The sequence below is a fragment of the Paenibacillus validus NBRC 15382 genome (genome assembly GCF_004000985.1).
GTDB classification, from domain to species: domain Bacteria; phylum Bacillota; class Bacilli; order Paenibacillales; family NBRC-103111; genus Paenibacillus_G; species Paenibacillus_G validus.
On record NZ_BIMH01000002.1, the window covers coordinates 160,679 to 186,943 of the forward strand.

The 26,265-nt window shown below is 56.1% G+C and carries 28 protein-coding genes and 1 other annotated feature; of the genes, 17 read left to right on the forward strand and 11 right to left on the reverse strand.

Going from position 1 to position 26,265, the window contains the following annotated elements; translation table 11 throughout:
* Window positions 1–69 precede the first annotated feature (69 nt).
* Window positions 70–903, forward strand: coding sequence for an aldo/keto reductase (locus tag PVA01S_RS02665; RefSeq protein WP_127604960.1), 834 nt, complete (start codon window positions 70–72; stop codon window positions 901–903).
* A gap of 336 nt (window positions 904–1,239) precedes the next feature.
* On the forward strand, window positions 1,240–1,671 hold the full coding sequence (gerQ, locus tag PVA01S_RS02670; RefSeq protein WP_244932875.1) for a spore coat protein GerQ: 432 nt from the start codon (window positions 1,240–1,242) through the stop codon (window positions 1,669–1,671).
* Window positions 1,672–1,848: 177 nt separating this feature from the next.
* Here gerQ and PVA01S_RS02675 read toward each other — a convergent pair whose 3' ends face one another.
* Complete coding sequence (locus PVA01S_RS02675) at window positions 1,849–2,175, reverse strand: hypothetical protein (protein ID WP_127604962.1); 327 nt, start codon at window positions 2,173–2,175, stop codon at window positions 1,849–1,851.
* A 97-nt stretch (window positions 2,176–2,272) separates the two neighbouring features.
* Here PVA01S_RS02675 and PVA01S_RS02680 point away from each other — a divergent pair, with 97 nt between their 5' ends.
* On the forward strand, window positions 2,273–3,256 hold the full coding sequence (locus PVA01S_RS02680; protein ID WP_127604964.1) for a metal-dependent hydrolase: 984 nt from the start codon (window positions 2,273–2,275) through the stop codon (window positions 3,254–3,256).
* A 157-nt stretch (window positions 3,257–3,413) separates the two neighbouring features.
* Here the strand turns inward: PVA01S_RS02680 and PVA01S_RS02685 are convergent, their stop codons facing one another.
* Complete coding sequence (locus tag PVA01S_RS02685) at window positions 3,414–3,638, reverse strand: alpha/beta-type small acid-soluble spore protein (protein WP_054796368.1); 225 nt, start codon at window positions 3,636–3,638, stop codon at window positions 3,414–3,416.
* A gap of 150 nt (window positions 3,639–3,788) precedes the next feature.
* On the opposite strand from PVA01S_RS02685, the gene PVA01S_RS02690 reads away from it, so the two are divergent.
* Window positions 3,789–3,986 (forward strand): DUF5325 family protein, encoded by a 198-nt coding sequence (locus PVA01S_RS02690; RefSeq protein ID WP_054796349.1) that lies wholly within the window; start codon window positions 3,789–3,791, stop codon window positions 3,984–3,986.
* A gap of 72 nt (window positions 3,987–4,058) precedes the next feature.
* Here the strand turns inward: PVA01S_RS02690 and trpS are convergent, their stop codons facing one another.
* Window positions 4,059–5,048: a tryptophan--tRNA ligase gene (gene trpS / locus PVA01S_RS02695; protein ID WP_127604966.1), complete on the reverse strand. Its 990-nt coding sequence runs from the start codon at window positions 5,046–5,048 to the stop codon at window positions 4,059–4,061.
* A gap of 72 nt (window positions 5,049–5,120) precedes the next feature.
* Window positions 5,121–5,394 (reverse strand) — a binding site (T-box leader).
* 125 nt (window positions 5,395–5,519) lie between these two features.
* Here trpS and PVA01S_RS02700 point away from each other — a divergent pair.
* The gene (locus tag PVA01S_RS02700) at window positions 5,520–6,632 is read left to right on the forward strand and encodes a permease (RefSeq protein WP_127604968.1); all 1,113 of its coding nucleotides are present in this window, start codon (window positions 5,520–5,522) and stop codon (window positions 6,630–6,632) included.
* 11 nt (window positions 6,633–6,643) lie between these two features.
* Window positions 6,644–7,591, forward strand: a complete 948-nt coding sequence (locus PVA01S_RS02705) for a TIGR03943 family putative permease subunit (RefSeq protein ID WP_127604970.1) — start codon at window positions 6,644–6,646, stop codon at window positions 7,589–7,591.
* Between the two features lie 88 nt (window positions 7,592–7,679).
* Here PVA01S_RS02705 and PVA01S_RS02710 read toward each other — a convergent pair whose 3' ends face one another.
* Window positions 7,680–8,180 (reverse strand): LURP-one-related/scramblase family protein, encoded by a 501-nt coding sequence (locus PVA01S_RS02710; protein ID WP_127604971.1) that lies wholly within the window; start codon window positions 8,178–8,180, stop codon window positions 7,680–7,682.
* A 166-nt stretch (window positions 8,181–8,346) separates the two neighbouring features.
* Here PVA01S_RS02710 and PVA01S_RS02715 point away from each other — a divergent pair, with 166 nt between their 5' ends.
* Window positions 8,347–9,549, forward strand: coding sequence for a CapA family protein (locus PVA01S_RS02715; protein WP_127604973.1), 1,203 nt, complete (start codon window positions 8,347–8,349; stop codon window positions 9,547–9,549).
* A gap of 4 nt (window positions 9,550–9,553) precedes the next feature.
* Here PVA01S_RS02715 and PVA01S_RS02720 read toward each other — a convergent pair whose 3' ends face one another.
* Entirely contained in the window at window positions 9,554–10,051 is a 498-nt protein-coding gene (locus PVA01S_RS02720; RefSeq protein WP_054796344.1) for a hypothetical protein, read from the reverse strand.
* A 102-nt stretch (window positions 10,052–10,153) separates the two neighbouring features.
* Between PVA01S_RS02720 and PVA01S_RS02725 the strand changes: the two genes are divergently transcribed.
* A complete protein-coding gene (locus PVA01S_RS02725; RefSeq protein ID WP_054796343.1) occupies window positions 10,154–10,381 on the forward strand; it encodes an alpha/beta-type small acid-soluble spore protein in 228 nt (75 codons plus the stop codon).
* A gap of 209 nt (window positions 10,382–10,590) precedes the next feature.
* On the opposite strand, the gene PVA01S_RS02730 is transcribed toward PVA01S_RS02725, so the two are convergent.
* The gene (locus PVA01S_RS02730) at window positions 10,591–10,977 is read right to left on the reverse strand and encodes an O-methyltransferase (protein ID WP_425262459.1); all 387 of its coding nucleotides are present in this window, start codon (window positions 10,975–10,977) and stop codon (window positions 10,591–10,593) included.
* Between the two features lie 239 nt (window positions 10,978–11,216).
* Between PVA01S_RS02730 and PVA01S_RS02735 the strand changes: the two genes are divergently transcribed.
* On the forward strand, window positions 11,217–12,476 hold the full coding sequence (locus PVA01S_RS02735; RefSeq protein ID WP_054799840.1) for a methyl-accepting chemotaxis protein: 1,260 nt from the start codon (window positions 11,217–11,219) through the stop codon (window positions 12,474–12,476).
* A gap of 98 nt (window positions 12,477–12,574) precedes the next feature.
* On the opposite strand, the gene PVA01S_RS02740 is transcribed toward PVA01S_RS02735, so the two are convergent.
* Entirely contained in the window at window positions 12,575–14,365 is a 1,791-nt protein-coding gene (locus PVA01S_RS02740; RefSeq protein WP_127604975.1) for a M3 family oligoendopeptidase, read from the reverse strand.
* Between the two features lie 210 nt (window positions 14,366–14,575).
* Between PVA01S_RS02740 and PVA01S_RS02745 the strand changes: the two genes are divergently transcribed.
* Entirely contained in the window at window positions 14,576–14,767 is a 192-nt protein-coding gene (locus PVA01S_RS02745) for a YycC family protein (RefSeq protein ID WP_054796342.1), read from the forward strand.
* A gap of 9 nt (window positions 14,768–14,776) precedes the next feature.
* Window positions 14,777–15,031 carry a hypothetical protein gene (locus tag PVA01S_RS02750; protein WP_127604977.1) on the forward strand — a complete coding sequence of 85 codons (255 nt, stop codon included), beginning with the start codon at window positions 14,777–14,779 and terminating at the stop codon, window positions 15,029–15,031.
* A gap of 133 nt (window positions 15,032–15,164) precedes the next feature.
* Here PVA01S_RS02750 and PVA01S_RS02755 read toward each other — a convergent pair whose 3' ends face one another.
* Window positions 15,165–15,863, reverse strand: a complete 699-nt coding sequence (locus PVA01S_RS02755; protein ID WP_054799839.1) for a DUF2225 domain-containing protein — start codon at window positions 15,861–15,863, stop codon at window positions 15,165–15,167.
* 32 nt (window positions 15,864–15,895) lie between these two features.
* Window positions 15,896–16,258 (reverse strand): globin domain-containing protein, encoded by a 363-nt coding sequence (locus PVA01S_RS02760; protein ID WP_054796367.1) that lies wholly within the window; start codon window positions 16,256–16,258, stop codon window positions 15,896–15,898.
* A gap of 459 nt (window positions 16,259–16,717) precedes the next feature.
* Between PVA01S_RS02760 and ylbJ the strand changes: the two genes are divergently transcribed.
* The 4 genes from ylbJ to PVA01S_RS02780 all read left to right on the forward strand — a co-directional run bounded on the left by ylbJ (window position 16,718) and on the right by PVA01S_RS02780 (window position 22,202).
* A complete protein-coding gene (gene ylbJ, locus PVA01S_RS02765; RefSeq protein WP_280531806.1) occupies window positions 16,718–17,968 on the forward strand; it encodes a sporulation integral membrane protein YlbJ in 1,251 nt (416 codons plus the stop codon).
* 40 nt (window positions 17,969–18,008) lie between these two features.
* Window positions 18,009–20,609 carry an alpha-glucan family phosphorylase gene (gene glgP, locus PVA01S_RS02770; protein WP_127604983.1) on the forward strand — a complete coding sequence of 867 codons (2,601 nt, stop codon included), beginning with the start codon at window positions 18,009–18,011 and terminating at the stop codon, window positions 20,607–20,609.
* 70 nt (window positions 20,610–20,679) lie between these two features.
* Complete coding sequence (locus PVA01S_RS02775) at window positions 20,680–21,168, forward strand: zinc ribbon domain-containing protein (protein ID WP_307720663.1); 489 nt, start codon at window positions 20,680–20,682, stop codon at window positions 21,166–21,168.
* 221 nt (window positions 21,169–21,389) lie between these two features.
* Window positions 21,390–22,202, forward strand: coding sequence for an NAD kinase (locus tag PVA01S_RS02780; protein WP_127604985.1), 813 nt, complete (start codon window positions 21,390–21,392; stop codon window positions 22,200–22,202).
* A 51-nt stretch (window positions 22,203–22,253) separates the two neighbouring features.
* Here PVA01S_RS02780 and PVA01S_RS02785 read toward each other — a convergent pair whose 3' ends face one another.
* Window positions 22,254–23,078 carry a YutD family protein gene (locus PVA01S_RS02785; protein WP_127604987.1) on the reverse strand — a complete coding sequence of 275 codons (825 nt, stop codon included), beginning with the start codon at window positions 23,076–23,078 and terminating at the stop codon, window positions 22,254–22,256.
* Between the two features lie 19 nt (window positions 23,079–23,097).
* The gene (gene lipA, locus PVA01S_RS02790) at window positions 23,098–23,973 is read right to left on the reverse strand and encodes a lipoyl synthase (RefSeq protein WP_127604989.1); all 876 of its coding nucleotides are present in this window, start codon (window positions 23,971–23,973) and stop codon (window positions 23,098–23,100) included.
* A gap of 158 nt (window positions 23,974–24,131) precedes the next feature.
* Here lipA and larB point away from each other — a divergent pair, with 158 nt between their 5' ends.
* Together larB and larC are read left to right on the forward strand one after the other, a co-directional pair.
* Window positions 24,132–25,010 carry a nickel pincer cofactor biosynthesis protein LarB gene (larB, locus tag PVA01S_RS02795; protein WP_127604991.1) on the forward strand — a complete coding sequence of 293 codons (879 nt, stop codon included), beginning with the start codon at window positions 24,132–24,134 and terminating at the stop codon, window positions 25,008–25,010.
* Window positions 25,007–26,110 carry a nickel pincer cofactor biosynthesis protein LarC gene (gene larC / locus PVA01S_RS02800; protein ID WP_127604993.1) on the forward strand — a complete coding sequence of 368 codons (1,104 nt, stop codon included), beginning with the start codon at window positions 25,007–25,009 and terminating at the stop codon, window positions 26,108–26,110. Before larB ends, larC begins: the two co-directional genes overlap by 4 nt.
* The last annotated feature ends 155 nt before the right edge of the window (window positions 26,111–26,265 follow it).

Consider the following 26,265-nt stretch of genomic DNA (forward strand, 5'->3'; position numbering starts at 1 on the left):
CGTCTCTTGTGTTATCATAAAAATGGATTACATAACCCAAAAATATCCATATAGAGGGAGCGATTCACGATGACAACCTTGAAGCAAATCCATGACGCCACCACGCTTAACAACGGGGTAACCATGCCTTGGCTCGGCCTGGGCGTATGGAAAACGAAGGATGGGGATGAGGTCGTTCAAGCCGTCACCGACGCGCTTGCAGCGGGATACCGCTCTATTGACACGGCAGCCTCTTACGGCAACGAAGCCGGAGTCGGCCAAGCTCTGCAAGCCTCAGGCATCCCGAGGGAACAATTGTTCGTCACGACCAAAGTATGGAACGCGGATCAAGGCTTCGAATCGACGCTGCGCGCCTTCGAGGAAAGCCGGCGCAAATTACAGCTTGAAACCATCGATTTATATTTGATACATTGGCCGGTCAAAGGCAAATACAAAGAAACCTGGAAAGCGCTGATCAAGCTGCGCGACGAAGGCTATGTACGCGCGATCGGCGTCAGCAACTTCCAAGTCCATCACCTGCAGGACCTCATCGACGACAGCGGAGTTGTGCCGGCCGTCAATCAGGTTGAATTCCACCCGCTGCTGCAGCAGTTGGAGCTTCGCCGTTTTTGCCAAAAGCAGCGTATTCAACTGGAGGCCTGGAGCCCGTTGATGCAGGGCAACCTCGACCTGCCGCTGCTGACCGAGCTTGCCGGCAAGTATGGAAAATCGCCGGCGCAAATCATCCTTCGCTGGGATCTCCAGCACGGCATTGTCACCATCCCGAAATCCGTTACGAAACACCGGATTCAGGAGAATGCCGATCTTTTCGACTTCGCCCTTACCGACGAAGATATGACCCGTTTGGACGGATTGAATCAAGACCGCCGATTCGGACCGGATCCAGACAATTTCGATTTCTAACCGACTGCTCTGAGAACCGTAAAGCCACAGGCTTTACGGTTTTTGCCGTTTACAAAAAAATACAACCCCCACCCGTCAACAAACATCCGCCTATCACATAGTATAAATTATGTGCGAAAGCCTAGATGCAGCGAGCGACCAGCGGCGAGCGTTATGATCCGGCAAGTCATTCTCTTTGGTATGTCAGTTCCACCCGGCGCCAGTCCGGCCCGGCGCAACCAACCGAACACCGGACGCTAGCAGAAGCACGGTTTCTTCCCCCCCTGCAGGCAGCATGTGCCCAGGCGTTCAATGCACCAATCAGGCGTTAACCCCAAAGGAGGTTTTTCGAAAATTATGTACAATCAAGCTTACCGCCCGAACACCAATGCTTACGGCTACCCGATGTATTCGCCGGGCCCGGGCCCGACTCAACCGATTGCACCCATGGGCGCGACCATCCCAAGCGGTTCGACCCTGCCGGGCATGTCCCCGCAGTCCCAGGCAGCGCCCGGCTTGCTCCCGCTCGAGCAATCGTTCATCGAGAACATTCTGCGATTAAACCTTGGCAAGGTAGCCACCATCTATATGACGTTCGAGAATAACTCCGAATGGAACGCAAAAGTGTTCAAGGGTCGCCTGGAAGCCGCCGGCCGCGACCACATCATCATCAGCGACCCGACCACAGGCATGCGGTACCTGCTCCTCATGGTTAACCTCGACTACATCACCTTCGACGAAGAACTTAATTACACGTATCCGTTCGGAGGAGTCCCGACCGGCCGATAAAGCTGACTCTTTAAAAAAACATACATGGTTAAGCCGGAAACAGCGGATCCCCTATTTGGGGGGATTCCGCTGTTTCTTTATTTTCGCCGGCACGACTGCCAAATAAATACCTATACCGTTTTCGAATCGCTTGAATATAGCTGGATCATAAGCTTCGAGCAAACGAAAGGTTTCGTCCTAAGGGGTGATCCTCGTGAACTTCCATATATGGACTTTCCCGCGGCCGCCGGCGATCCAAGGGTCTATGTGGCGCCACAAGCGACCTTCTTCCGTCTCATCGGGCAGGCCCGGCGTTATCGTTCCGGTCCGGGCCGCTTTCATAGCCGCGTAAGCTTCATCGCTCAACCCGTTCCAAATTTCAACGAACAAACCGGGCTGTTCAGCCCCCTCATAAACGTCCATTTGTTCGAACTGTTGTTTCAAAACGGCCGCCCACGTTAAATAAGAAGTACGGTACTCTTTTTCAATCCGATACTCGACAAAAACGATACACACTTTTTTCACCCTCGCCACCTTTATTTTGTTCAAGAAAATGATACACTACTAGTAATGGACTGCAAATCACATTATGGAAGAAATACGCTTTTCAGGAGGTAAGTCCATGGACACCGGTACCCATCTCGTCATCGGGCTAGGACTGGCAGGGCTCGCTTATATTGATCCTGTCGTAGCCGCAGATCCCGTCGTTGCGACGGCGGTCTTGATCGGAACCGTCGCGGGCTCGCAAGCGCCCGATGCGGATACGCTGCTTCGTTTGAAGAACAATGCCGTTTACATTAAAAATCATCGCGGGATCTCCCATTCGCTGCCTGCGCTTTTCCTTTGGACGGCAGCCATCTCCGGCGCGCTCTGGCTTTTCTTCGACGGATTGCCTATGCTGCATGTCACGATGTGGGTGTTCATCGCCGTTGCATTCCACGTATTTACCGACTTGTTCAATACGTACGGAACGCAAGCGCTTCGTCCCTTCTCGGAGCGATGGGTGTCATGGAATATCATTCATATTTTCGATCCGTTTATCTTTTTGGCGCATGTGGTCGCCATCTTCCTCTGGTCGATGAGGTTGGTGGACCCGGCGGTCGCTTTCCCGTTGTTATACGGATTGATAGCCGTTTATTACGCGTGGCGCTCGTGGCATCATCACCGGCTGGAGTCCACCTTGTACCGTCAGGATCCCGAGTACGCGCCCGGCGACAAGTACACGTTAATCCCTACCGTCCATCTGTATCATTGGCAGGTCGTGAAACAAAAGAACGACACGACGTTCAGCCTGGGCGAATATCGCAACGGCCGGATCAAGTGGGTCGATCACGTCAAATGCGATTGCCATCCGGCGGTGGAAGCTTCCAAAGCGCATCCGAATATCGCCTCCTTCCTTTACTTTACCTCGTTTGCCTGCGCCGACGTCAAGGAGCACGGCTGGGGCTACGAGGTACGCTGGGCCGATGTGCGCTACCGGCATCGCAAGCAGTATCCTTTCGTAGCGGTGCTGCGGATGGACAAATCGTTTGAAACGCTCGATTCTTATGTCGGCTGGGTGAACGATACCCGGCTGGAGAAGAAGCTGCGCGTCGACATGAATTAACCGGGCCTTAACACGCCAGCGGACATGCGCCACCCTTCAGGCTCATGCTCCGCTTCTTTCAGCGGACTTGTTCGCCATATATGATGAAAAAGCCCAAGGAGATTGGCTCCCTGAGCTTATGTCGATACTACGCTGATGCTAAGAATGCCGTCTGCAATTAGCGAGTTTGACCCGCGATTGCTTGCTCGGCGATTTGGACCAAGCGACGAGTGATGTGACCGCCGATCGCACCGGTGTCGCGAGATGCCATGTAACCGTAGTAGCCGTCTTGCGGGATTTGGATGCCCAATTCTTGAGCTACCTCATACTTTAATTGATCCAATGCCTGTGAAGCTTGTGGTACGACCAGAGCGTTGCTGCTGCGGGATTGACCTGCACCCATGTTCAGCACTCCTTTCAATTGAATGATGTCTTTGATGTATTTGCAAGCTTGCAAACTTATTATGTGCCCGCTGTAAGAAACTATACGCACCTTTATGAAAAAACCTTTCGAGTTTCAAATTTTATGGAGCAAAGGCGGATTTGAACCCTTATGAACAAAACTCTTGCGCTGATTTATGCCCTTGTCGGGACCGCGCTGCTGACAACGGTCAGCTACTTTATCGCTGCAGGCCGACCATGGATGGCCGTATTGACCGGCATAATCGCCCTATTCTTTATAGGATCCGGCTTTATCGTGAAGGCCAGACAGCGGAGACGGCGCGAAGGCCGGCAGCAAGAAGAACGCTGACGGATCGATACATAAAAAAGAGCTTGTCCTCCGGGTGAACGATCACACCGTCGGACAAGCTCTTTTGTCGTTTCAAAGAACGACAAAGCCCATCTTCGTTTTGACTTCCTTCAGCATCCGTTCCGCCTGCTCGGCGGCCCGCTCCTTCCCTTCGGCCAGGATGCGGTGCAGCTCGCCGGATTCCCGGATCTCGCGATAGCGCTGCTGCAGCGGCTCCAGCACCGTCACGACAGCCTCGGCCAGGTCTTTTTTAAACGGCCCGTAGCCTTGTCCTTCGTAAAGCGCCTCGACTTCGGCAATCGTTTTATCAGCCACCTGTGTGTAAATGCTGATCAGGTTGCTCACCTCCGGCTTGTTCGCCGGATCGAATTTCACTTCGCGCCCCGAGTCCGTTACCGCCCGGCTAATTTTCTTGCGTACAACGTCCGGCGCATCGAGCAGCGCGATGTAGCTGCCGGCATTCGGATTGCTCTTGCTCATCTTCTTGGAGGCATCGTCAAGCGACATGACACGCGCCCCGACTTCCGGGATGTAGCCCTGCGGAATTTTGAACGTCTCGCCAAACTTGCCGTTGAACCGCTGCGCCAGGTCGCGCGTCAGCTCCAGATGCTGCTTCTGATCGTCGCCCACCGGCACGAGATCGGCATTGTACAACAGAATGTCGGCCGCCATCAACGAAGGATACGTGAACAAGCCCGCACCGACGGATTCTTTGCCGGCCGACTTGTCTTTAAATTGCGTCATCCGCTCCAGCTCGCCCATATAGGTGAGCGTCGTCATCAACCATCCAAGCTCCGCATGAGCGGACACCGTCGATTGCAGGAAGACCGTTGCCGCTTTCGGATCGATGCCAGCCGCCAAATACAGCGCCGCGACCGACTCCGACTGCTCTTTCAACGCCGCCGGTTCCTGCGGAACCGTAATTGCATGCAGATCGACCACCATAAAGTAGCAATCATGGGTGATCTGCAGCTTCACATAATTTTTCAAGGCTCCGATATAGTTGCCCAGCGTCAACTGCCCGCTGGGCTGCATCCCCGACAGCACTCGTAATTTGGACATGTTCTTCTTCCTCCTTGATCATGGAAACTTCTCTTCTTCCGGTCCGACTGCAAAACAAAAAGGCCTCCCGCCGCAAGGGACGAGAGACCGTGGTGCCACCCTAATTCGCCCGTTGCCGCATCAGCCGCGAATCGGCGATCGACAAGAGCCTTGATCTCCTGTAACGGGGAGTGACCGTAACGGTATAATGCAGCGCCCGACTCCTAAGCCCGGGCCCGGGTTTGACGCCTGTTCCACCGTTCAGCTCGAGGATCCATTCGAACGACCGCCGCCTGCCGGTTCGCACCTGCCACCGGCTCTCTGCAAAGCGTGCCTGCCGCCTACTTATTCCCGTCATCGCTTATTAGACGTCATTGTACCGAACGGCATGCGGCATGTCAAGATCACTTTTTGACCAAAAACTTGTCCTATATTCATTCCGCAGTGCATACGCTATAATAATAATTACGAAAAAGAAGGAGAGACCGTGCTTTGCAAACGACTATTCAACGACTGGCCACTAACGTTCTCGCCGTTTTATGCATCATCATGTTCATCCTTATTTTCAGGCAAAAACAGCCGCCCGACTTGTCGTGGATCAGCTCGGAGGAGCTTCAAAACTTTAAGACGCTGTTCATCAGCATCGTGCTCGAGGCGCTGCCGTTCGTCCTCCTCGGCGTCCTGGTTTCCGCCCTGCTGCAAATGTTCGTTTCCGAGCAAACGATCCGCAAATGGGTGCCCAAAAATCCGGTGCTCGGCGTTCTGTTCGCCTGCGCGCTCGGCATCGTCTTTCCGCTGTGCGAATGCGGGATGATCCCGGTCATACGCCGCCTGATTCTCAAGGGCATGCCCGTATATACGGCCGTCGTCTTCATCCTCGCCGGTCCGATTATTAATCCGGTCGTATACGCCTCCACCTTCATGGCGTTCCGTACGCGTCCCGAAATCGCCTACTCGCGCATGGCGCTCGCTTTTCTCGTCGCCGCCACGATCGGGCTGCTCGTGTACCGTTTCGTCCGCACCAATCCGCTGCGGGCCGGCTTGAAATACGGTGCCGCGCCTGTGCACACGCACAATCACGCGCATGAACACGGGCACGAATATGGGCATACGCATCATCATCATACAGCGCATGGGCATGATCACGGCCATACGCATGATCACAGCCATACGCATGCTCACGGTCCCGGATGGCGAGGCCGCTTGTCCGGCGTGCTTGGGCACGCATCGGACGAATTTTTCGACATGGGCAAATATTTGATTTTCGGCGCCATGCTGACAGCCCTGATTCAAACGTTCATGTCCCGGGAAAGCCTGGTTTCGATCGGGGAAGGAACGGTTAGCTCGCATCTGTTCATGATGGGCTTTGCCTATGTGCTGTCGCTCTGCTCGACGTCCGACGCCTTCGTCGCCTCGTCGTTCGCCACGACGTTCTCGGCAGGGTCGCTGTTGACCTTTCTTGTCTTCGGACCGATGCTCGATATGAAAAGCACGCTCATGCTTCTGTCCGCCTTCCGCGCCAAGTTCGTGCTTCTGCTGACCGGGCTGCTCGTAATCGTGACGTTAATCGGCTCGCTGCTGTTCGAACGTATCTTTTTCCAGTGAGGTGTCCTATTATGAGTCCACGTCTGCTCAGCTTTCACCATACCATTAAAGCGCTCATCTTATTCGGCTTTGCCGGTTATATCGCATATCTCGTGCACAGCGATCGAATTTTGCTCTACATCGCGCCCCGCATGGTGGATTACGTCAAATGGTCCTCCCTGGCGCTCTACGCCGTGGCTGTGTACCAAGGCTATCAGGCGGTACGCACGTTCCGCAGTACGCATGAGCCGGATTGCGACTGCGGGCACGATCATACGCCGTCGCGCTCCATTCTCAAGAACACGGTTGTATACGGCCTCTTCCTCCTGCCGCTGCTGCTCGGGTTCTTGCTTCCGGATACGTCGCTGGGCAGCAGCTTGGCCGCGAAGAAAGGCATGAACCTCAGCAGCGCCAGCGCCGTGAAGAAAGAAAGCGAGCCTCCGGAGGCAGGTCTCTCGTCCTCCAACGCAGCCGCGCCAGGCGCGGACAATCCGCCGCCGGCGCAACCGCCGGCCAAAGGAGCCTCCGGTTCTCTCGATGCGTTGTTTCCATCGGATAAGTTCACGAAGCAGTACGCCGATTTCGCGAAGAAGCTGTACGCTTCCGATCAGATTACCGTCCAGGAAGAATGGTTTATCGAGACGCTCACCTCGGTGGACCTTTACCTGGATGCCTTCATCGGCAAAAAAATGCAGCTGACCGGTTTCGTCTACCGGCAAGAGGATATGAAAGACAACCAGTTTGTCATCGGGCGCTTTTCCATTCAATGCTGCTCCGCGGATGCCGCACCGTTCGGCGTGCTTGCCGAGTACGACCGCGCCAAAACATTCGCCGCAGACACCTGGGTCACGGTCACCGGCACCCTGGAGAAGACGAAATTCAACGACGTCGAGATCATGGTGCTGAAGGTCGAGAAGGTAGCCAAAGCCGAACCGGCGAAGACACCCTACGTTTACCCGAACATGAATTTCGGCGCTTAATGGAGGGTCACCCGCCTGAACTTCTGCAGCAAGCCAAAAGGCTCCGGCAGCGCGTTAAGCGTTGCCGGAGCCTTTTTCCTTCGCTGTCTTATGTGGAGGCGGCGCTTTGCCTTTTTTGAATCGCATGAACGCCCATGACGACAACAATCAGTTCTTCCATCGGCAGCGTCGAGTCGTTGGTCAGCTCGAACGCCCCGGCCCCGAACATCCCGTCCACGCGGCGGAATTCGGCGGCCAGCTGCTCCCTCTCCGTCTTCACCGTATATTCCCGCGAGAAGGCGGGGGATTCGATATAGAACGTCCCGTGCGTATCGCTATCATATACATACCGTTTGGTAAAAAACGTGAACTTCGCTTTTAACGTGCCGATTTCTTGGTCCCCTCCGTTAAACACGAGCCACGTATTGGAGAAAGCCCGGAATTTTCCGCTATACGACGTTAACCCATCTGAGAAACTCTGGACCGTTACGCCGGATTGAAACATGCCGTGCAGGTCGAGCGTGCCGATTTTCCGCTCCCGTTCATCCGTGATGTCCGTTTCCCCTCTGGACAAAAAGTTGTCGCGAACATATACCTTGCGCGCTTCCATCACTAACATCTCCTCGCTTTCCGTCGATCGGAGGCTTTGTCATTTTTAACGAACGGCGCGGTTAAAAGGTTTCGGTTTTCAAACATTTTCCACGCTTCATAATCGCATTCATTCCAGTGAATAGTAAGGGTACCGGTGAAGTTATGACAAGGGAGGCGAATCCTGCGTGACACGTTGTCTGTCCGGCGCTATAGCGGCGGTCATCTTGCTTGCATCGTTAAGCGGTTCCGCCGCCAGCCCCGACGTTCACCCGACTGCCGTCCGGCAAGCCGTTCCAAGAGCGGCGTACGAAGTACCCCGGCTGCGCTCCGGCCCTCCCTGCCCGCAGCCGGAGCAGAAAGCGTCGATCGCCGCCATCGGCGATGTCTTGATTCACCGCTCCATTTATGACGACGCCCGCACAAAGAGCGGCTTCGACTTTCGGCCGATGTTCGAGAAAGTTCGTCCTGCGCTCGCGGCGGCGGACGTGACTGTCGCCAATCAAGAGAGCATCACCGGCGGGATCGGCATCGGCTTGTCCGATTACCCGACGTTCAACAGCCCGTTCGAGACAGCCGACGCTCTCCGGGATGCCGGCGTCGATGTCGTTACGATGGCCAACAACCATACGCTCGATCGCGGCGAGAAGGCTGTGCTGCAAGCGATCGGGCACTGGCGGGACTTGCAGGTCGAGTACGCGGGAGCGAGCGAGAGCGTCAACGATCGGCGGCGTATGCGGCTCGTGAAACGGAACGGCTTGAAGCTGGCGTTTCTATCATACACCTACGGCACCAACGGCATTCCTTCACCGCCGGGCAAATCCCATCTCGTGCACCGGCTGGAGCCGGGCGTCCTGACCGCCGAAATTCGCGAAGCGAAGCGGCTGGCCGATGCCGTCGTCGTCAGCCTGCACTTCGGCGTCGAATATCAGCGGCTGCCGAACGACGAGCAGAAGCGCCTGGCCAAACTGGCCGCCGTGTCCGGCGCGGACTTGATCCTCGGCCATCATCCGCATGTGCTGCAGCCGCTCGAGTGGATCGACAACGGCCGTAACGGCGGACGAAGCCTGGTCGTCTACTCGCTCGGCAATTTTATCGCCGCTCAGAAGCAATCCGACCCGCATACGCGAATCGGCGGCATCTTGAGCGCGGACCTCCAAAAGGTACCGGGGCCGGGGCCAGAGGCCGGTTCGATAGGCAGCCGCATCGTCGTCGAGAACGTCACATTCCTGCCCACTTACATCCGCTTCAAGCGGTGGCGCGGTTATCGTGTCGTTCCGCTGGCCTCCGTGACGGAAGAGGAATTAAAGGACGCGCCCCGCGTCTTTAAAGAAGTGGCCGCCCATATGCGCCGCTGGATGCCGGACCTTACCGTCGCGGACGGGTTATAAACGACTATGTCGAATATTTCAAAGACAACTCATCCAACAATCGGCGAACCGTGGGGACGGTGTCTTTGTACAAAGGGCGGTAGTCGAGCGGCTCCACGAAGCTCAGGAACGTTTCGGCGATATCCCGTACCTGCCGAACGTACTCCGCCTTATCCACCGTATAAGACGCTACCCGGCGCGGGGCTCCGCCTTGCCGCTCCTCCACTTCCGTCAATTCCAGCTCCCGCTCGCTTCGGTGGATGACGACGAACGAGAACGCCCGGCATTCCGGATCGCCGCAGCCGCAAATAAAGAACGGAACCTTCGTCCACGCGTCCACCCCGGCCCAGCGGTCCGGTTCCACGTTCTCCAAAGCGCTCAAGAGCAGGGCCGGCAGTCCGACGTCCAGACATAAAGGCTCATCGATCACGGTTTCACCGTCGATGTCGAGCCGGACGTCGGCGTGAACGATCTGCAGGCCGGCGTCAAACGACCAGTTGCGGTAAGTTAATGAAAATGCCATGGCGGTTCTCCTTTTCACCCGGTGGACACATTTACCAATTTTTTTCAAAGAGTATAATTATTGCTTTGGTACATACTACCTTCAAGAACGGAGGTGATATCGATGGGCGCAGGACAATCCCGCAGCAGCAACGCTTTGGTCGTACCTCAAGCTTCCCAAGCTTTGGACCAACTGAAGTATGAAGTTGCTCAAGAGCTGGGCATCCAAATTCCTCAAGACGGGTACTATGGTTTCATGGCTACTCGCGACACCGGGGCTATTGGTGGCCACATCACACGTCGTCTGGTTCAAATCGCCGAGCAGCAGTTGGCCGGCAAGTTCACTCGATAATGCAGTACCTCGAATACTTAACGGGGCGGTTCCCTCGCGGAACCGCTTTTCCATGTGCGGCCGCCCCGATTATCCGAGGCCGGTATTGTTTATTATAAACGATTTCCACCGCTCCCGTCTAAGCGCAGGATGGAATCCGTAAAAGTGAAATAAGCCTCCGGCATCAACGCCAAAGGCCCATCCTACTATAAATGAGGTATAAGTGCTGATCAATCGGTATTGCCGTTTTTGTCGGGATTGACAAGATTCGCCATATTATAATTCGATTCGAACGTGACGCTTGTGCATAACAAGTTTTGCCGCATCGCGAACTCGAACTGGATTTCGCCGTGCGACCATTTTTTCAGCTTTAACGACTCAAGGGCTGTCTGACGAAAGGAGTGCTGGTGGCTTTCGGTCAGTCCCCGGTCCGCTTTCTTGAGTTCGCTTCCTCTACTTTCCAAGGGAAAGTGCCTGACCCCGAACTTTCCTACCATGTTGTTGCGAATTTGCACGAATACGGTGCCCGACGTCAAATGCGCAAGCTCTTCCTTTAATTCCCGAAACACCAGGTCCAACTGCCGCGCTAACGAAACCTTCTCCAAAATCAAAAGCATCATCCCTTCTTTTTGAATTAATGGAATATTATGTATATCCTGATGTAGCCCTATTATAGGACAATAAAATCAAAATATCAACAAAAATTCACTTTTTTCGCTATGCATGTAGGCCTATCGAAACCCCTTTCTTCCAACCCTATAGACCAAAACTTACAAGCAGTGGTATAATTGCCCGTAGGATTAATCGCCTTGTATGAGTCGTTGATCCCAGAACAGATTGAAGGGGTCGTTCGGGTATGAACAGATTTTCAGGCTTATCGTTTAAGAACAAGCTCCAGCTTGGGTGCTACGCCATCGTTGCCGTTTACTCCATCGCTATGCTGTTTTTCATTTTTCAATCCTCGTCAAGTATGCTCTGGGGGCTTATTTTACTATTTCTGCTGGCCGGGTTAAGTTTTCCTTTTATCCGATTCCTGGAAAGAACGCTTACAGAACCGATCAGCGATATTTCCCGCGCCGCGATTAGCATCTCCAAGGGCGACTTCACGTCGAAAATTCACATTCAATCGAACGATGCGCTGGGCGAGCTGGCGAATTCGTTCAACCGGATGACGGAGAAGCTGCGCGAAATTTTGAAGGATACCGGTAAAGCGTCGAAACACGTGTCGGATTCCAGCCGGGACATCTTTTACAAGAATGAGAAAATGAAAGCGGTGCTCGAAGAAGCCGCGATCGCAGCCAACGAGCTTGCAGCCGGGGCCAATCAAATTTCCGAGGAAATCAGTGAGGTTTCTGCCGCCACGAAGGACATCGAGCATAAAGTAACCAGCTACACGGAATCGACGCGGGAAATGAATGCGCGCTCCGGCCAAATGCTGGAGCTGGTCAATAAAGGTCTGCAATCCGTCGAAACGCAAAGCGACGGCGTCCGCAAGAACGTCGAAGCGACCGCCAACGTCTCGAACACGATCAACTCGCTGGCCGAGCTGACGAAAGGAATTTCCACCATCACCGCGTCCATTTCGGAAATCGCCGAGCAGACGAACCTGCTGTCCTTGAACGCCTCTATTGAAGCGGCACGGGCAGGCGAGCATGGCAGAGGCTTCGCCGTCGTCGCCCAAGAAGTCCGGAAGCTTGCCGAAGAGTCGACGACCTCGACCCAAGAGGTGTTCGGCTTGGTGCGCAGCATTGAGCAAGGCATCCAGGAAGCGCTCTCGTCCATGGCGCAAAACGAAAAGATCGTGCAAGAGCAAACCCAGCTGATTTCCGAGACGGAAACGGTATTCGGAGAAATCGTAAGCAGCGTATCCTTCATCAGCGAGCAAATTTCAAAGTTCGCGCGCGAAAGCGAGCAGATGCTGGCCGGCGCCCAACAAATCTCGGCGACGATGGAGAACATATCGGCAATCACGGAGCAATCCGCCGCCGGGACGGAGCAAGTGTCCGCCTCCATGAAGGATCAGATCGGCGCCGTGCAAGCCATCGTGGCCCAGTCGGAAGAAATGACACGGCTGGTGACGCAGCTGCAGCTCACGATGAGCATCTTCAAGCTCTAGTACATAAGAAACGGCCATGTGAAAGAGGCTGACCCCCGCAGATTATCATCTGCCGCAGGGTCAGCCTCTTTCCTTGTACACCGAACGGTCGAACGGTCTTATTCCGTCAAGCGCAGAAATTCATGCACGTCGGCGACCGACAGATCCAGCGCCTGCTGCCAGAAGTCCGGCTTCGTCAGGTCGACGCCCAAATGTTTACGCGCCAGCTCTTCCACGGTCATCCGGCCGGTATCGCGCAGGAGCGCCACATACTGGTCCTCGAACGCAGCTCCCCGGCGGAGCGCCTCGGCGTACAAGCCGGTGCTGAACATATAACCGAACGTATACGGGAAATTGTAGAACGGTACCTCGGTGATGTAAAAATGCAGCTTCGACGCCCAAAAATGAGGATGATATTCCTCGAGTGCCTCACAAAACGCCTGCTTCTGCGCCGCCGTCATCAGCTCGTTCAAGCGCTCGATCCCGACCAGCCCCCGGCGCCGCTCCTCGTAGAAATTCGTCTCGAATATAAATCGCGCATGGATGTTCATATAGAACGCGACGGAACGCTGTATTTTATCCTCCAGCAACGTAATCCGCTCAGCCTCGCTTGACGCGGCCTTCACCGCCGCATCGGCGACGACCATCTCCGCGAACGTCGAGGCCGTCTCGGCCACGTTCATCGCGTACTCCTGTGCAAGCGCCGGCAAATCGTTCATGACGTGCTGGTGGTACCCGTGGCCCAGCTCATGCGCCAGCGTCGCCACATTGGAGGCCGTGCCGGCGTAAGTCATGAAGATCCGGGTTTCTTCGGCGATCGGGAACGACGTACAAAACCCGCCCGGCCGCTTGCCGGGACGATCCTCCGCTTCGATCCAGCGGTTCTCGAACGCCCTCTCCGCAAAATCAGCCATCCGCGGGCTGAAGCGGCGGAACTGCTCGACGATCAGCTGGGCGCCTTCATCATAGCTGAACTCCAGGCTGCCTTCGCCGACTGGCGCGTCGACATCGTACCAGCTCAGCTTCGGAATGCCGAGCAGCTTCGCTTTCCGCTCCAGATAACGGACGAAGATATCTTTACCGCCCTCGATGACGCCCCACATCGCATCGAGCGTTTCCTTCGTCATCCGGTTGATCGCAAGCGGCTCCTTGTGAATGTCCTTCCAGCCTCGGCGCTCGTACAGCTTCAGCCGGAACCCGCCCAAATGGTTCAGCGCGTCGGCGCAATAATCCGCATGCTCGGCCCACTGCTCCTCCCATGAACGGAACAGCTTCTGCCGCACCTTCCGGTCGGGGCTGTGCATCCGGTTGGCCGCCTGACCGGCCGACAGCTGAAGCACTTCGCCGTTCTCCTCATACGGAACGCGGAACTTGCTGACGGTCGTGTTATACGACTCGCCCCAGCCGTGATACCCGTCAACGGCCAAATCGTTGACAAGCGCCTCCTGCTCCGGCGGCAGCTTGTCGGCCGCAAGCAGCTTGCGCTCTACGAGCGGGTAACGGATTTCCGCCGTTTCCGGATGCGCCAGCAATGCCTGCCAGGCCTCCTCCCCTATACGCGTCAGCAGGTCGTCGAAATGCGTTTGCGCGGTGGCGTACTCCGCCCCAATCGCCTTCACTTTACCTGCCAGCATGACGGCCGTCTTATCGTTCTGGTTAGCGGCGGCCAAGCAGGCCGTGAACGAGTCCGCTTCGCGCAATGCGAGCGCCGCTTTCTGCAGCAGCGCAAGCGTCGGCAGCAGCGCCGTCGCTTCCTCGGCCGTGTTCGGCACGCGCAGCTCCTTCAGCGCGGTACGCAGCGCCGCGATATTCGTCTCCAGCTGACGCAGAAAGCGGGCAAACGCCTCCGATTGACTGCCTCCGGCAAAAAAACGCTCCAAATCCCAGGTTTGAGGCAAAGGACTTTGCATGAGTGAACACCGCACCTTCCAATAAGGGATATACTTCTTTTTCCATTAAACCATAATTTGACGTCCAGCCCAAATGGAGCTCTATTGTTCGGACGGGTGCGTCAAGAGGCGCAGGCCCCCGCCCTTCCGGGATGGTTTCTTGTTGAATGCAGGTCCTGGATATGTTTAAATGGAGACTATAGATGTACGAATGGGAGTTGATTTCGGAAGATGAGACCGCTGCAAATTTCTCCGGAAACGGCACAAAAGCTGGCCAAACAGTTGAACGTGCCGCTGGAGCACCTGATGCATATGCCGCAGCATATTTTGCTGCAAAAGCTGGCCGAGCTGGCCAAATCTGCGGAAGCGGATAGCAAAACCGGCACCGCCGCCGAAGCTCAAGAAAAGCCGAAATCGGAGTAACCGAAAACGATGATACCTTTCGAAAATACATGGCCTTACGACCGGTTCGGTCAGGACATCTACGTGCAAAACTGCCCGTTCTGCCAAGCGGAGAACGTCCTGCTGCCGCTTAAAGCGAGGGACATGCAGGAGCTTCAAGACCGCGTCAAGAAGCTGCTCGTATTCCCCTGCTGCCGCAATCGGCTGACACTCGTCGATGCCGATTCGGACTATTTGCTGGCGAGCCGGCCGCTTCGCCGCGGCGACCGCTCGAAATCGACATAACAGCAGACAAGCGGGCGCTAATTCCTGCAAATGGCATAACAAAACGCTTAAAGCAAATTCGTTTCCCGCCTCCCCGGCCCGGCAGCGAATTCCCTTTAAGCGTTTGTTTGTTAGTGCAGCTTACATACGGAGTCTATAATTCTTGGACATCTTCTTCCAGCTGAAGCTTTTGCTCCTGCATTTCCTCCCGTACGGCCTGCCACTGCTCCCGGCAAGCCCGAATCATGCCGGCATCCATAATCTGTTTGTCGTTCACGACGCGTGCGAACCACTTGACCGCTTGATTGAAATTTTTCAAGCGCCGATGCAGCTCTCCGATTAAATACATGAGCCTGGCGTTGTTCATCTCGGAAGCTTCCGTCTCAAACGTCCGGATATACTCCTCAAGCGCGTATTGAAGGAACCGTTTCTCCTGCTCCTCGTTTCCCTGATGCCGATACAACCAGGCAATATGGTGGAGCAATGAGGCGGTGACCCGCCCTTTTTCATTCACCGCCTGCGCGCATACGAGCGCCAGCTTAAAAGCATATAATGCATCATCCCATTGACGTTCGCCGCCGCAGTCTTTGTACGACCACTTGGCGCCGATCTTCTCCTTAAAAGCGTTCTTCTGCTGAAGCGTGAGGTGCTCCTTCGAATTTTCGGTGCCGGCGAAGCCGCAAAACGGACAAATCCGCACGACGTAATAATCGGGATTCAGATCTTTATAATGCAGGCAAAAGTCCGTGTCGGACTTGATCGACTTCTTGAAGCTCGGCCTTACCCGAGACGTTCTGAATTCCGCATCGCACTGGGGGCATTGGACTTTTGCTTGGAATAGAGGCTCCATCATTTCATACACTTCCTTTAATCGGCATATGACATTCAGCTGTTCACAAAATGATAGGCAGGCCCCTTCAGCCGTTCCAGCACGGCGCGCCGCAGCTGCGGCTCCATGCCGGTTTCTTCAAGCGCTAACGCCATGCAGCCGAGCCACGCTTCCGCTCGCTCTTCGGTAATGGGGAAAGGGAGGTGGCGGGCGCGCATCATCGGATGGCCGTATTGTTCCGAATACAGCGGCGGTCCACCGAAAAATTGACTTAAAAATAAAGTTTGCCTCTCCATCACCGGCCTAATATTGTCAGGAAATAACGGGCCGATCAGCGGGTGGGCCTGAACCTTTGGATAGAAGGCTTCGACGATTCGGCGAATGCCTTCCACCCCGCCCATCGCTTCATATATCGTCATCGATTCTCGTTCATGCGTCAAAGCAATCAGCTCCTTAACCCTAAGATAATCGGCGGCACCGGCCATGTCTTACAAAGGGGGCGCGATGTCAGTCAACAAAAAAAGATGCTAATGCATGCGCTTTAGCATCGTCATTCGAATCCTATCCCACTCGGCGCGTTGACCGGTAAACACAGCAACGGCCGTTTCAACTTAGGCGTCTTCTTCACCAGAGGTCATTAAGGTCTCCCTGATGACATATACAAATGCACATACGAGAATTCCAGCAATAACGCCCATCATAAGGATCACTCCCATTCTCATATTAGTACCATTGTACCATAAAAAAAATAAACAAACAGCATTTTTGAAAGCACTCTCTTTAATTTTTGCATGCCTATATCTTCCATTCAGGAGCATGTCTCCGGGAAGCTCATCATATACCAGAATGACAGGCTCTTTGGAGAGGAAGTGACTTTTTTGCGCAAAACAAATCCCGGCCTGCAGCTCGCCGCACTCGCCGCCGTCCTGTTAGCCTGTATGATGCTGATCTTTCCGGAACCGTCTTTTCGGGCGTCCATCAAGGGCATTGCCATCTGGTGGGATGTGCTCTTTCCCGCACTGTTTCCGTTCTTCGTCATCTCCGAGATGATGCTCGGCATCGGCATTGTGCATTTCTTCGGGACGCTGCTCGATCCGATGATGCGGCCGCTATTTCGCGTGCCCGGGATCGGGGGCTTCGTGATGGCGATGGGTTTTGCCTCCGGGTATCCGATCGGCGCCCGGCTGACGAGCCAGCTGTGGGATCAGCGTATCGTTACCCGCGAGGAAGGCGAACGGCTTGTCGCGTTTACGACGTCGTCGGATCCGATCTTTCTGATCGGCGCCGTATCGGTCGGCTTCTTTCACAGCCCGTCGCTTGCCGGGCTGCTCGCCGCCGCCCATTACGGCTCAGCCGTTCTCGTCGGTTTGATGATGCGGTTTCATGGCAAGCCGAGGGCGGGTCATGGCGTTCAGATCCGGGAGGCAAAAGCCCCCAAGGTCAGTCGGATAGGTATATGGAAGCAATCGTTTCGGGCGATGCACACGGCTAGATTGCAGGACGGACGAACGCTTGGCGTCATGCTGACGCAAGCTTTATCCTCGGGTCTCCAATTATCGTTCGTCATCGGAGGCTTGGTCGTGTTTTTCTCCGTCGTCATGGAAGTACTGGCGTCCGCAGGCGTGATGTCGTTCATTTATACGGGGGTGCAAACCGTGCTGCAGGGCGCAGGCATTCCCTCCGTCTTGGCAGAAGCCGTCGTGAACGGATTTTTCGAGGTGACGCTAGGAGCCAAAGAGGCCGGCAGCGCAATCGGCATTCCGCCCATGTACAAAGCGGCGATTGCGGCCTGGGTGCTCTCGTGGGCAGGGCTGTCCGTTCATGCGCAAATCGTCAGCGTGCTTCACCGCACGCCGTTTCGCTACACGCCGTTCTTATTCGCGCGGTTCGTGCACGGCTTGCTGGCGGCCGCCCTGGTCCTGCTCCTCTGGGAGCCGCTGGCCGCCGTTCCCGCGACGTTCGAGCCATCCGCTTACTCCACCGTAGACGTGACGCAGCCGCTCGCGACCTGGTTCCGGCATACGCTGCCGGCGGCGCTGACGGCTTTTACGGTTTCCCTTGTCATCATGCTGCTGCTGTCCGCCTGCTTCCTCTTCGCCCGAAGATGTATGAAGCGGATTCGAACTTAAGTTCATACGGTATATCCAAAATTTAGATTGAGGTGACCTGATGCATACGTTGTTCCGTGCACGTCAAATCCCGCTGCCTGCGGCCCTTGTCCGATTATCCGAGCTTGCTCACAACCTGTGGTACAGCTGGAACGACAGCGCCAAGTCGCTGTTTGCCGAGATCGATGCGACCTTGTGGGACCAGTGTCAGCACAACCCTGTGCGTCTGCTCATCGAGGCTCCGAACGAAAAGCTGGAACGGCTCGCCGGGAATGGCGATTTCCTAAGGCGCTACCAGGCGGTTATCCAGCAGTACGACGCCTATATGGAGAGGCAGACCTGGTTCGAGCGGCAATACCCGCAGCACGTTCATCAAGCGGTCGCTTACTTCTCGGCGGAATTCGGCTTTCACGAATTGCTGCCGATCTACTCCGGGGGGCTCGGCGTGCTTGCCGGGGATCATTGCAAATCGGCAAGCGATTTGGGTGTGCCGCTCGTCGGCATCGGCCTGTTGTATAAGAAAGGTTATTTCAATCAAAAAATCGATAACCGGGGCGGACAACAAGCCGAGAACGTCGTCTACGACTTCATGAAGCTGCCGATCGGCCCGGCGTATGCGCTCGATTCCGAGTCCTCGCAGGAATGCGAGGAGCCGTCGTCATCCCCGGACGCTGCGACTGAAACGGCTCCCGAGGAGCTGTACATCACGGTACCGGTGGCGGACCGTACGGTGCGTCTAAAGGTTTGGCAAGTCCAGGTGGGCCGCATACCTGTCTATTTGCTCGACGCCGATCTGCCAGATAACAGTCCCTGGGACCGCGAGCTGACCGGACAGCTGTACGGCGGTAACCAGGATATCCGGATCGCGCAGGAGGTGCTCCTTGGCGTAGGCGGCATCCGGGCACTGCGGGCGCTTGGAATCCCGACCGGGGCGTATCATATCAATGAAGGCCATGCGGCGTTCCTCTCTTTCGAACGGCTGCGGGAACAGTTGGATCAGGGGCTGCCCTTCCACGTGGCGCTTGAGGTCGTTCGCGCCGGCACCGTCTTCACTACGCATACGCCGGTGCCGGCCGGACACGACGCGTTCCCGCTTCCGATGTTCGACTACTATTTCAGCAAGCTGTTTGCGGACTATCCGGGCTTCCGGCACGATTTCACCCGTCTCGGATTCGACGAGCGCAAGCAGGCTTTCAATATGACGCATCTTGCGATGAACACCGCTGCGCTGCGCAATGGCGTCAGCAAGCTGCACGGGCATGTGTCCCGCGAGATGTTCCGGGAGTTCCACGGGGACATTGATGTGAATGAAGTGCCGATCGGGCACATTACGAATGGCGTGCATCTGAACACGTGGCTGGCTCCGGAGCTGAAGGCGCTGTTTAACCGCTTTTTACCCGGCGGCTGGCAGCAGCATCAGACCGACCCGGACATGTGGAGCTCGCTGCAGATCGTGCCCAGCGAGTCGCTCTGGAACATTCACAGCGGGTTGAAGAAGAGGCTGATCGGGCTGGCGCGCGACAACCTTCGCGAACAGCGCAGACGCAGCAGCCTACCCGCCGATAAGCTTGCGGAAGTGGACGGCTATTTGTCCGAGCAAGCGCTGACCGTCGGGTTCGCGCGCCGGTTTGCGACCTATAAACGGGCCCGTCTCCTGTTTAACGATTTGAACCGGTTGGACCGGCTCGTCAACAATCCCGAGCGCCCCTTGCAGTTCATATTCGCCGGGAAGGCGCATCCGGCCGATCAGCCCGGACAGGACATGATCCGGGACATTTATCAAGTGTCGCAGATGGATCGATTCCGCGGCAAAATCGTCATCCTGGAAAATTACGATATCAACCTCGCCCGCGTCCTTGTCCAGGGCGTCGACGTCTGGTTGAACAACCCGCGCCGCCCGTACGAAGCCAGCGGTACCAGCGGCCAGAAGGCAGCGATGAACGGCGTTCTCAATTTCAGCGTGCTGGACGGCTGGTGGGAGGAAGGTTACGACGGCGCCAACGGCTGGAGCATCCATTCCAATGACAAGTCGGACCCGGAGACGCAAGATCGGGAAAATACACAGTCGTTGTACCACGTCCTGGAGCATGAAATCGTGCCGCTTTATTACAGTCAGGGCGAGTTCCCGTCCCCGTGGGTTGATCGGATGAAGCATTCGATCCGCACCTTGTCGCCGGTCTACAATACGGACCGGATGGTGATGGATTATACGAACGGCACCTATGTTCCCTCGCTTGTGCGGACGCAGCGTTTCGTAAGCAACCATTACGAGGAGGCGACAAAGGTCGCCGACTATAAGAAGTTTGTGCGGAGCAATTGGCAGCACGTCCGCGTGCTCGAGGTTAACGACGGCCTTACGACCGGCAGGCAGCCCGTCCCGGGCATGGCGCCGACAAAGGAAGCCACCGCCACGGTGCACTTCGGGCCGATGTGGTACCGCGACACGGCCGTAGAGCTCGTCTATTACGAAGAACAGCCCGATGGCTGGCGGCAGGTCGTCGTCGTCATGGAGCCGACCCGTCATCTTAACGAGAACACGATCGTTTACCGTGCGGTCATTCCGTCGCATCTCCGCCACGGCTCGCACTTTTCCGTACGCGTTCATCCGGTAAGCGCCAATTTCACCCACCGCTTCGAGCTGCCCTTGGTCAAAGCGTATTAGCCGATAGGAAGCCGTCCTGTTATCCCGGGGCGGCTTCTTCTTGCTGCGCGTTTCTGTCAGGATTGCAACTTTGCGGCGGCAACATCCGTATGTAAAACCGAAGGATACGATTTCCAGCGATTGGGGCGATACGATGAAAAGCATAAAACCGGGACGCGGCCCTTCCGCGATGGGAGCAGCCGGCAGCTTGTTTGCCGTTATCTTCGGTATATTCTGGACGATTATGGCGTTCTCGATCACTCGCGATGCGCCGTTTCCGCTTGTCGGTATCGTCTTTCCGCTGTTCGGGTTCGTCTTTATCGGATTCGGCATCGTGCAAGCCGTCTACCACTTCAAGAACGCGACCGGCCGCAATCGCATGTCGACTTTTGACATCGTCGATGCCGACCGCGAGCCCGATCCGCTGGATCGGTTCGCGGGACGCCCCCCACGGGCGTCAAGGGGAAATGAATCAGCGGATCGAAGCGCAGACAGCGGAGGCAAAAGCTTCTGCCCGTATTGCGGCGATAAAATCGAAGCCAGCTATCGTTATTGCCCGAAGTGCGGCGAATCGGTTTAAAAGGAGTGGCTGCAGCGCCGGGCCGTTCCCGGCATGCCGCCCCTTTTGACGGGGGCGGCATTGTATTATTTGACAAGATTGATTATGATGGATGGAGCTATGCTTACGATGCGGCTTTATGACGAAAGCCTTGCTTATGCTTACGAAGTGGCTTTCTAACGAAAGCCTTGCTTATGCTTACGAAGTGGCTTTCTAACGAAAGCCTTGAGGAGGACAACCAGTTGAAATACAATGTGGTTCACCGCGGCGACGAAGTCTCGATCCAATTGATGAATACGTTCCACGATCTCATACAGCGGAACGGATTGGTTCACGAGGAAACGAATCCGGATATCGTCCTCTCGATCGGCGGAGACGGCACGCTGCTTCACGCCTTCCATCGGTACAAAGAACAGCTCGATCATATCGCGTTTGTCGGTATACATACGGGGCGTCTCGGATTTTTCGCCGATTGGAAGCCGGACGAGGTCGAACTGCTTGCGCAGTTGATGGGAGAAAGCGCCCGGCAGAACGATTTGAGGGTGGTCAAATACCCGCTGGTGGAAATTCAAATCACGACACAGCAGGGCATTGAGACCGAGCTGGCGCTGAACGAATTTACGTTGAAGGGCGTCGATGCCACCTTGGTGGCCGAGCTGCACATCAACGACGAGCTGCTCGAAACGTTCCGCGGCGACGGCATCTGCATCTCGACTCCGTCGGGCAGCACCGCTTACAATAAAAGTCTCGGGGGCGCCATCATCCATCCGTCGCTCGACACGATTCAGATCGCGGAAATCGCCTCCATCAACAACCGTGTCTTCCGGACGCTCGGCTCGCCGATCCTGCTGCCGAAGCATCACCATTGCGACATTTATCCCCGCCCCCGGCAAAATATTGTGCTCTCGCTCGATCATGTATACATGCAGCGCAATGATATTGTGTCGATCCGAAGCATGGTAGCCGCCGGAAAAAAAGTAAAGTTCGCCCGCTTCCGCCCGTTCCCGTTCTGGAGCCGCGTTCGTGAGGCGTTTATCGGATACGACATGATCTAAATCATGCAAGAAGCCCCGCCGATTGGCGGGGCTTCTTGCATGATTTTCAGCCTACACGCGGGACGATTCCGGCTTCGGCTTCTGGCTGTGATGGCCGTGATTGCGGTTCGACTTGTTACCTTGACCCTGGTTACCTTGACCCTGGTTACCTTGACCCTGGCCCTGGTTGTTGCCGCCTTGCGCACGTCCCCCTTGCTCGTTGCGGTCCTGACGGTCGCTGCGATCAGGTCGATCGTTACGGTCATTGCGCGGCGAGCCTTGCGCGTTCGGGCCTTTCGACGCCCCCGGCTTGCCGTCTTTCCCGCGGAAATGAGAACCGCTTTGCGGCTTAGAAGTTCCTTGATGCGAACCGCCTTGCTTGCCGGACGATTCCTGCTGCTGTCCTCGGCCGTGATTGCGGCCGCCGCCTGGAGAGGACGAACGCGCATGCTCCTGCTTCGTCTCGGCGCGGGCAGCGTGCGTGTTATGCCGCGTCGGCGCTTGCTCCCTGCGCTCCTGCCCGGCCGGAACAGACTGCTGCTCGCCGGCGTCCTGTGCCGGTTCCCCTTCCTCTTGCGCCGCCCCTTCTTCATCGCCGCCTTGCTCCGACGGAGGGATTTCCCGGGTTCCGGTTTTCTCAAGGATGAAATAAGCGCAGCCAAAGTTGCAATATTCGTTTAAGTAATCTTCAATCGTGGAGATGACCGTGTCCTTCGTCGCTTTCGGATGGTTGTCTTTGAAAAAACCACGCAGCCGAAGCTGGCTGTATCCCCAGTCCCCGACAATGTAATCGTACCGGTCCAGCACTTCGCTATACCGCTCGCGGAACGCCTCGGGACGCCAGCCGTTCTTATGATCGACGAACACTTCATAGGTTTTGTTGGAAATTTGGATCACGGAGCGTGCCTCCTTAAGGTTACGACTGCTGGGCTGATTTGACCTGATCATGGGCGTGATATGAACTGCGTACAAGCGGGCCGGACTCCACATGGCTGAATCCGCGCTTCATGCCTTCCGCCTTCAACTCGGCGAATTGCTCGGGCGTGTAATAGGTCGTCACGGGCAAATGCTGCGGGCTCGGCTGCAAATATTGGCCGATGGTCATGATGTCGCAGTTGATGGCGCGCAAATCGTCCATCGTCCGCAGGATCTCGTCCCACGTTTCACCGACGCCCAGCATAATGCTCGACTTGGTCGGGATGTCCGGCGCGATTCGCTTCGACCGTTCCAGCAGCTCGAGCGAGCGGCCGTATTTTGCCTTCGCTCTTACTTTATCGGACAACCGCTCCACCGTCTCCACGTTATGATTCAAAATGTTCGGTTTCGCTTCAAGTACCGTCCGCAGCGCTTCCTCATCCCCCTGAAAATCCGGGATCAGCACTTCGACGCCGGATAACGGCAGACGCGCGCGCAGCGCTCGAATCGTTGCGGCGAAGATGGAGGCTCCGCCGTCCTTCAAGTCGTCTCTTGCAACGGATGTCACTACGACGTGGCGAAGGCCCATTTGCTCGGCAGCCTCGGCTACCCGTTCCGGCTCCTGCAAGTCCAGCTCGGTCGGCAAGCCTGTTTTGACGGCGCAAAATCGGCAAGCCCGCGTACAAATGTCCCCCAGGATCATAAACGTCGCCGTCCGGTTCGCCCAGCATTCGTGAATATTTGGACATTTAGCTTCTTCGCATACGGTGTGGAGCGTTTTGGTGCGCATCATATTTTTCAGTTCTTTATAAGAATCGCCGTTGGCTAATTTAATTTTTAACCATTCCGGTTTTCGCTCAATCGACGGTGTCGCCATCGTTATCCCTACTTTCCTCTGCTGGAATCCGAACATTACTAATAATGTTTATTGAAGTTATTATATCATGAATGGCGCAACAATCCATCCCGCGAATTTCGTTCGATTTCGAAATATGCTACACTAAGATGAGTGTTTCCCGGGGAGGATTTGTTCGTATGATGAACATGGATCATATATTGAAGCTGGTTCAGTCCGGCGATCTGGACGTCGCGGAAGCGAAACGGCTGCTAGAGGAAGAACGCGAGCAGCCTTCGGCGGAGCGGCCGGCGGGCGCAGCAGCGCATGCCGGCCGACAGACGGACGCGCGCGAAGCGGTCTTGGGGCAAGCGCCGGGAGTTCCCGGTATCGACGATACGCTAGGCTACGCGCAGCTTGATTTGCACCGGGCTGAACGGACGGGGTTTCCCGAGGTCATTTACGGTGAAGGCAAGTCCGCGGAGCAGATTGCAGCCATTATGGAGCGGCTGTCCGCGCATAGCGATCGGGTGCTCGCCACCCGCGTTAGCGCAGACAAAGCAGCCGCCGTGCTGGAGCGGTTCCCGGGCGCGGTCTACCGCGCCGAAGCGCGCGCCTTAACGTGGCTGCGCGGCGGACAAACGCCGGACGCTTCCGGCACGGCGCCTTACATCGCGGTTGTCTGCGCAGGAACGAGCGACGTGCCTGTCGCCGAAGAAGCTGCCGTGACCGCCGAATGCTTCGGCACCCGCGTGGAGCGCGTCTACGATGTCGGGGTTGCCGGCATTCACCGGCTATTCCGCCGGCTCCCGCTTATTCGAGGGGCCGACGCTGTCGTCGTCGTCGCCGGGATGGAAGGCGCGCTGGCCAGCGTGCTCGGCGGTCTTGTCGCCGTGCCGGTCATCGCCGTGCCGACAAGCATCGGCTACGGCGCCAGCTTCCAAGGCGTGGCCGCTCTGCTTTCCATGCTGAACGCCTGCGCGCCCGGCATCTCGGTCGTGAATATCGACAACGGATTTGGCGCCGGTTACAACGCAGCCTTGATCATAAAGAACCAGACAAAGAGGGATGACCGATGAAAATTTTATACTTGGACTGCTTCTCCGGCATCAGCGGCGATATGACGTTAGGAGCCTTGGTCGACGCCGGGGCGGATCGCCATTATATTGAAGAAGAATTGCGCAAAATTCAAGTGGAGCCATTTACGCTTGAATGGAAGCGGGTGAACAAACGCGGCATCTCCGCACTAAAGCTGGACGTGCTGCTCGATCCGCATACGCCTCCCAAGCATCATCGCCATTATTCTGAAATCGTAAGCATCATCGAACAAGCCGGGTTTTCGGAGCGAACGGTCAAGCTGAGCCTTGCCATCTTCGAGAAAATCGCCATCGCCGAGGCCAAAATTCACGATATTCCGATCGATCGCGTGCATTTTCACGAAGTGGGCGCCATCGATTCCATCGCCGATGTTGTTGGCGTAGCGCTGGCTGTCGACTCGCTCGGCATCGAGAAAATATTGTCTTCCGCCGTTCCGCTTGGCTCTGGCACGGTCCATTGCGATCACGGCATTTATCCCGTGCCCGCTCCCGCCACTCTCGAAATGATGCGCGGGCTGCCGATCGCGCCGACCGCCTATTCGCTCGAAATGACGACGCCGACCGGCGCCGGTATTATCGCCGGAGTGGTGGACGAATTCGCCAAAGGACTTCCGCCGATGATCGTGGAATCGATCGGTTACGGCGCGGGCACCCGCGACTTGCCGAATCAGCCGAACGTACTGCGTGCGGTCGTCGGACAAGCGGACCCTTACCTGAACAAGTGGCGCGTGCACCACGATGAGATCCATCACGAGCACGGGCATAACCACCATCATCACGAGCACCACCATCAGCATGATCATGACCACGGGCATCACCGCCATAGTCATGACGATCATCACCATCATCATGAGCATCATCAGCATGATCATGACGGACACAACGCCAAACACGAGCACGAGCATGATCATCATCACCATCACGAGCATCATCAAGAACAGGTGCGCATGCACCTGCACCGGGACCATCCCCAAGACCCCCCTCAAAAATTGCACGAGAGCGGCTCTGTTCTTGGCGCAGCCCGGGCGGGCAATGGGGTGAACGGAGATTCCACGCAGCGCCTGAATTCTCACCAGCATTAGTGGGCCAAGGCTCTGAAGTCTGATCCGGCCGATTGCGGGAAAGATAAGGGGCAAGGCGTCCGCGCCTAAAACAAAAACGAACAGGCTGCCTCAGCCTGTTCGTTTTTGTTCCACTTCCTCCTTCGTTCCCGTCAGGGAACCGAGAGCGGATTCGC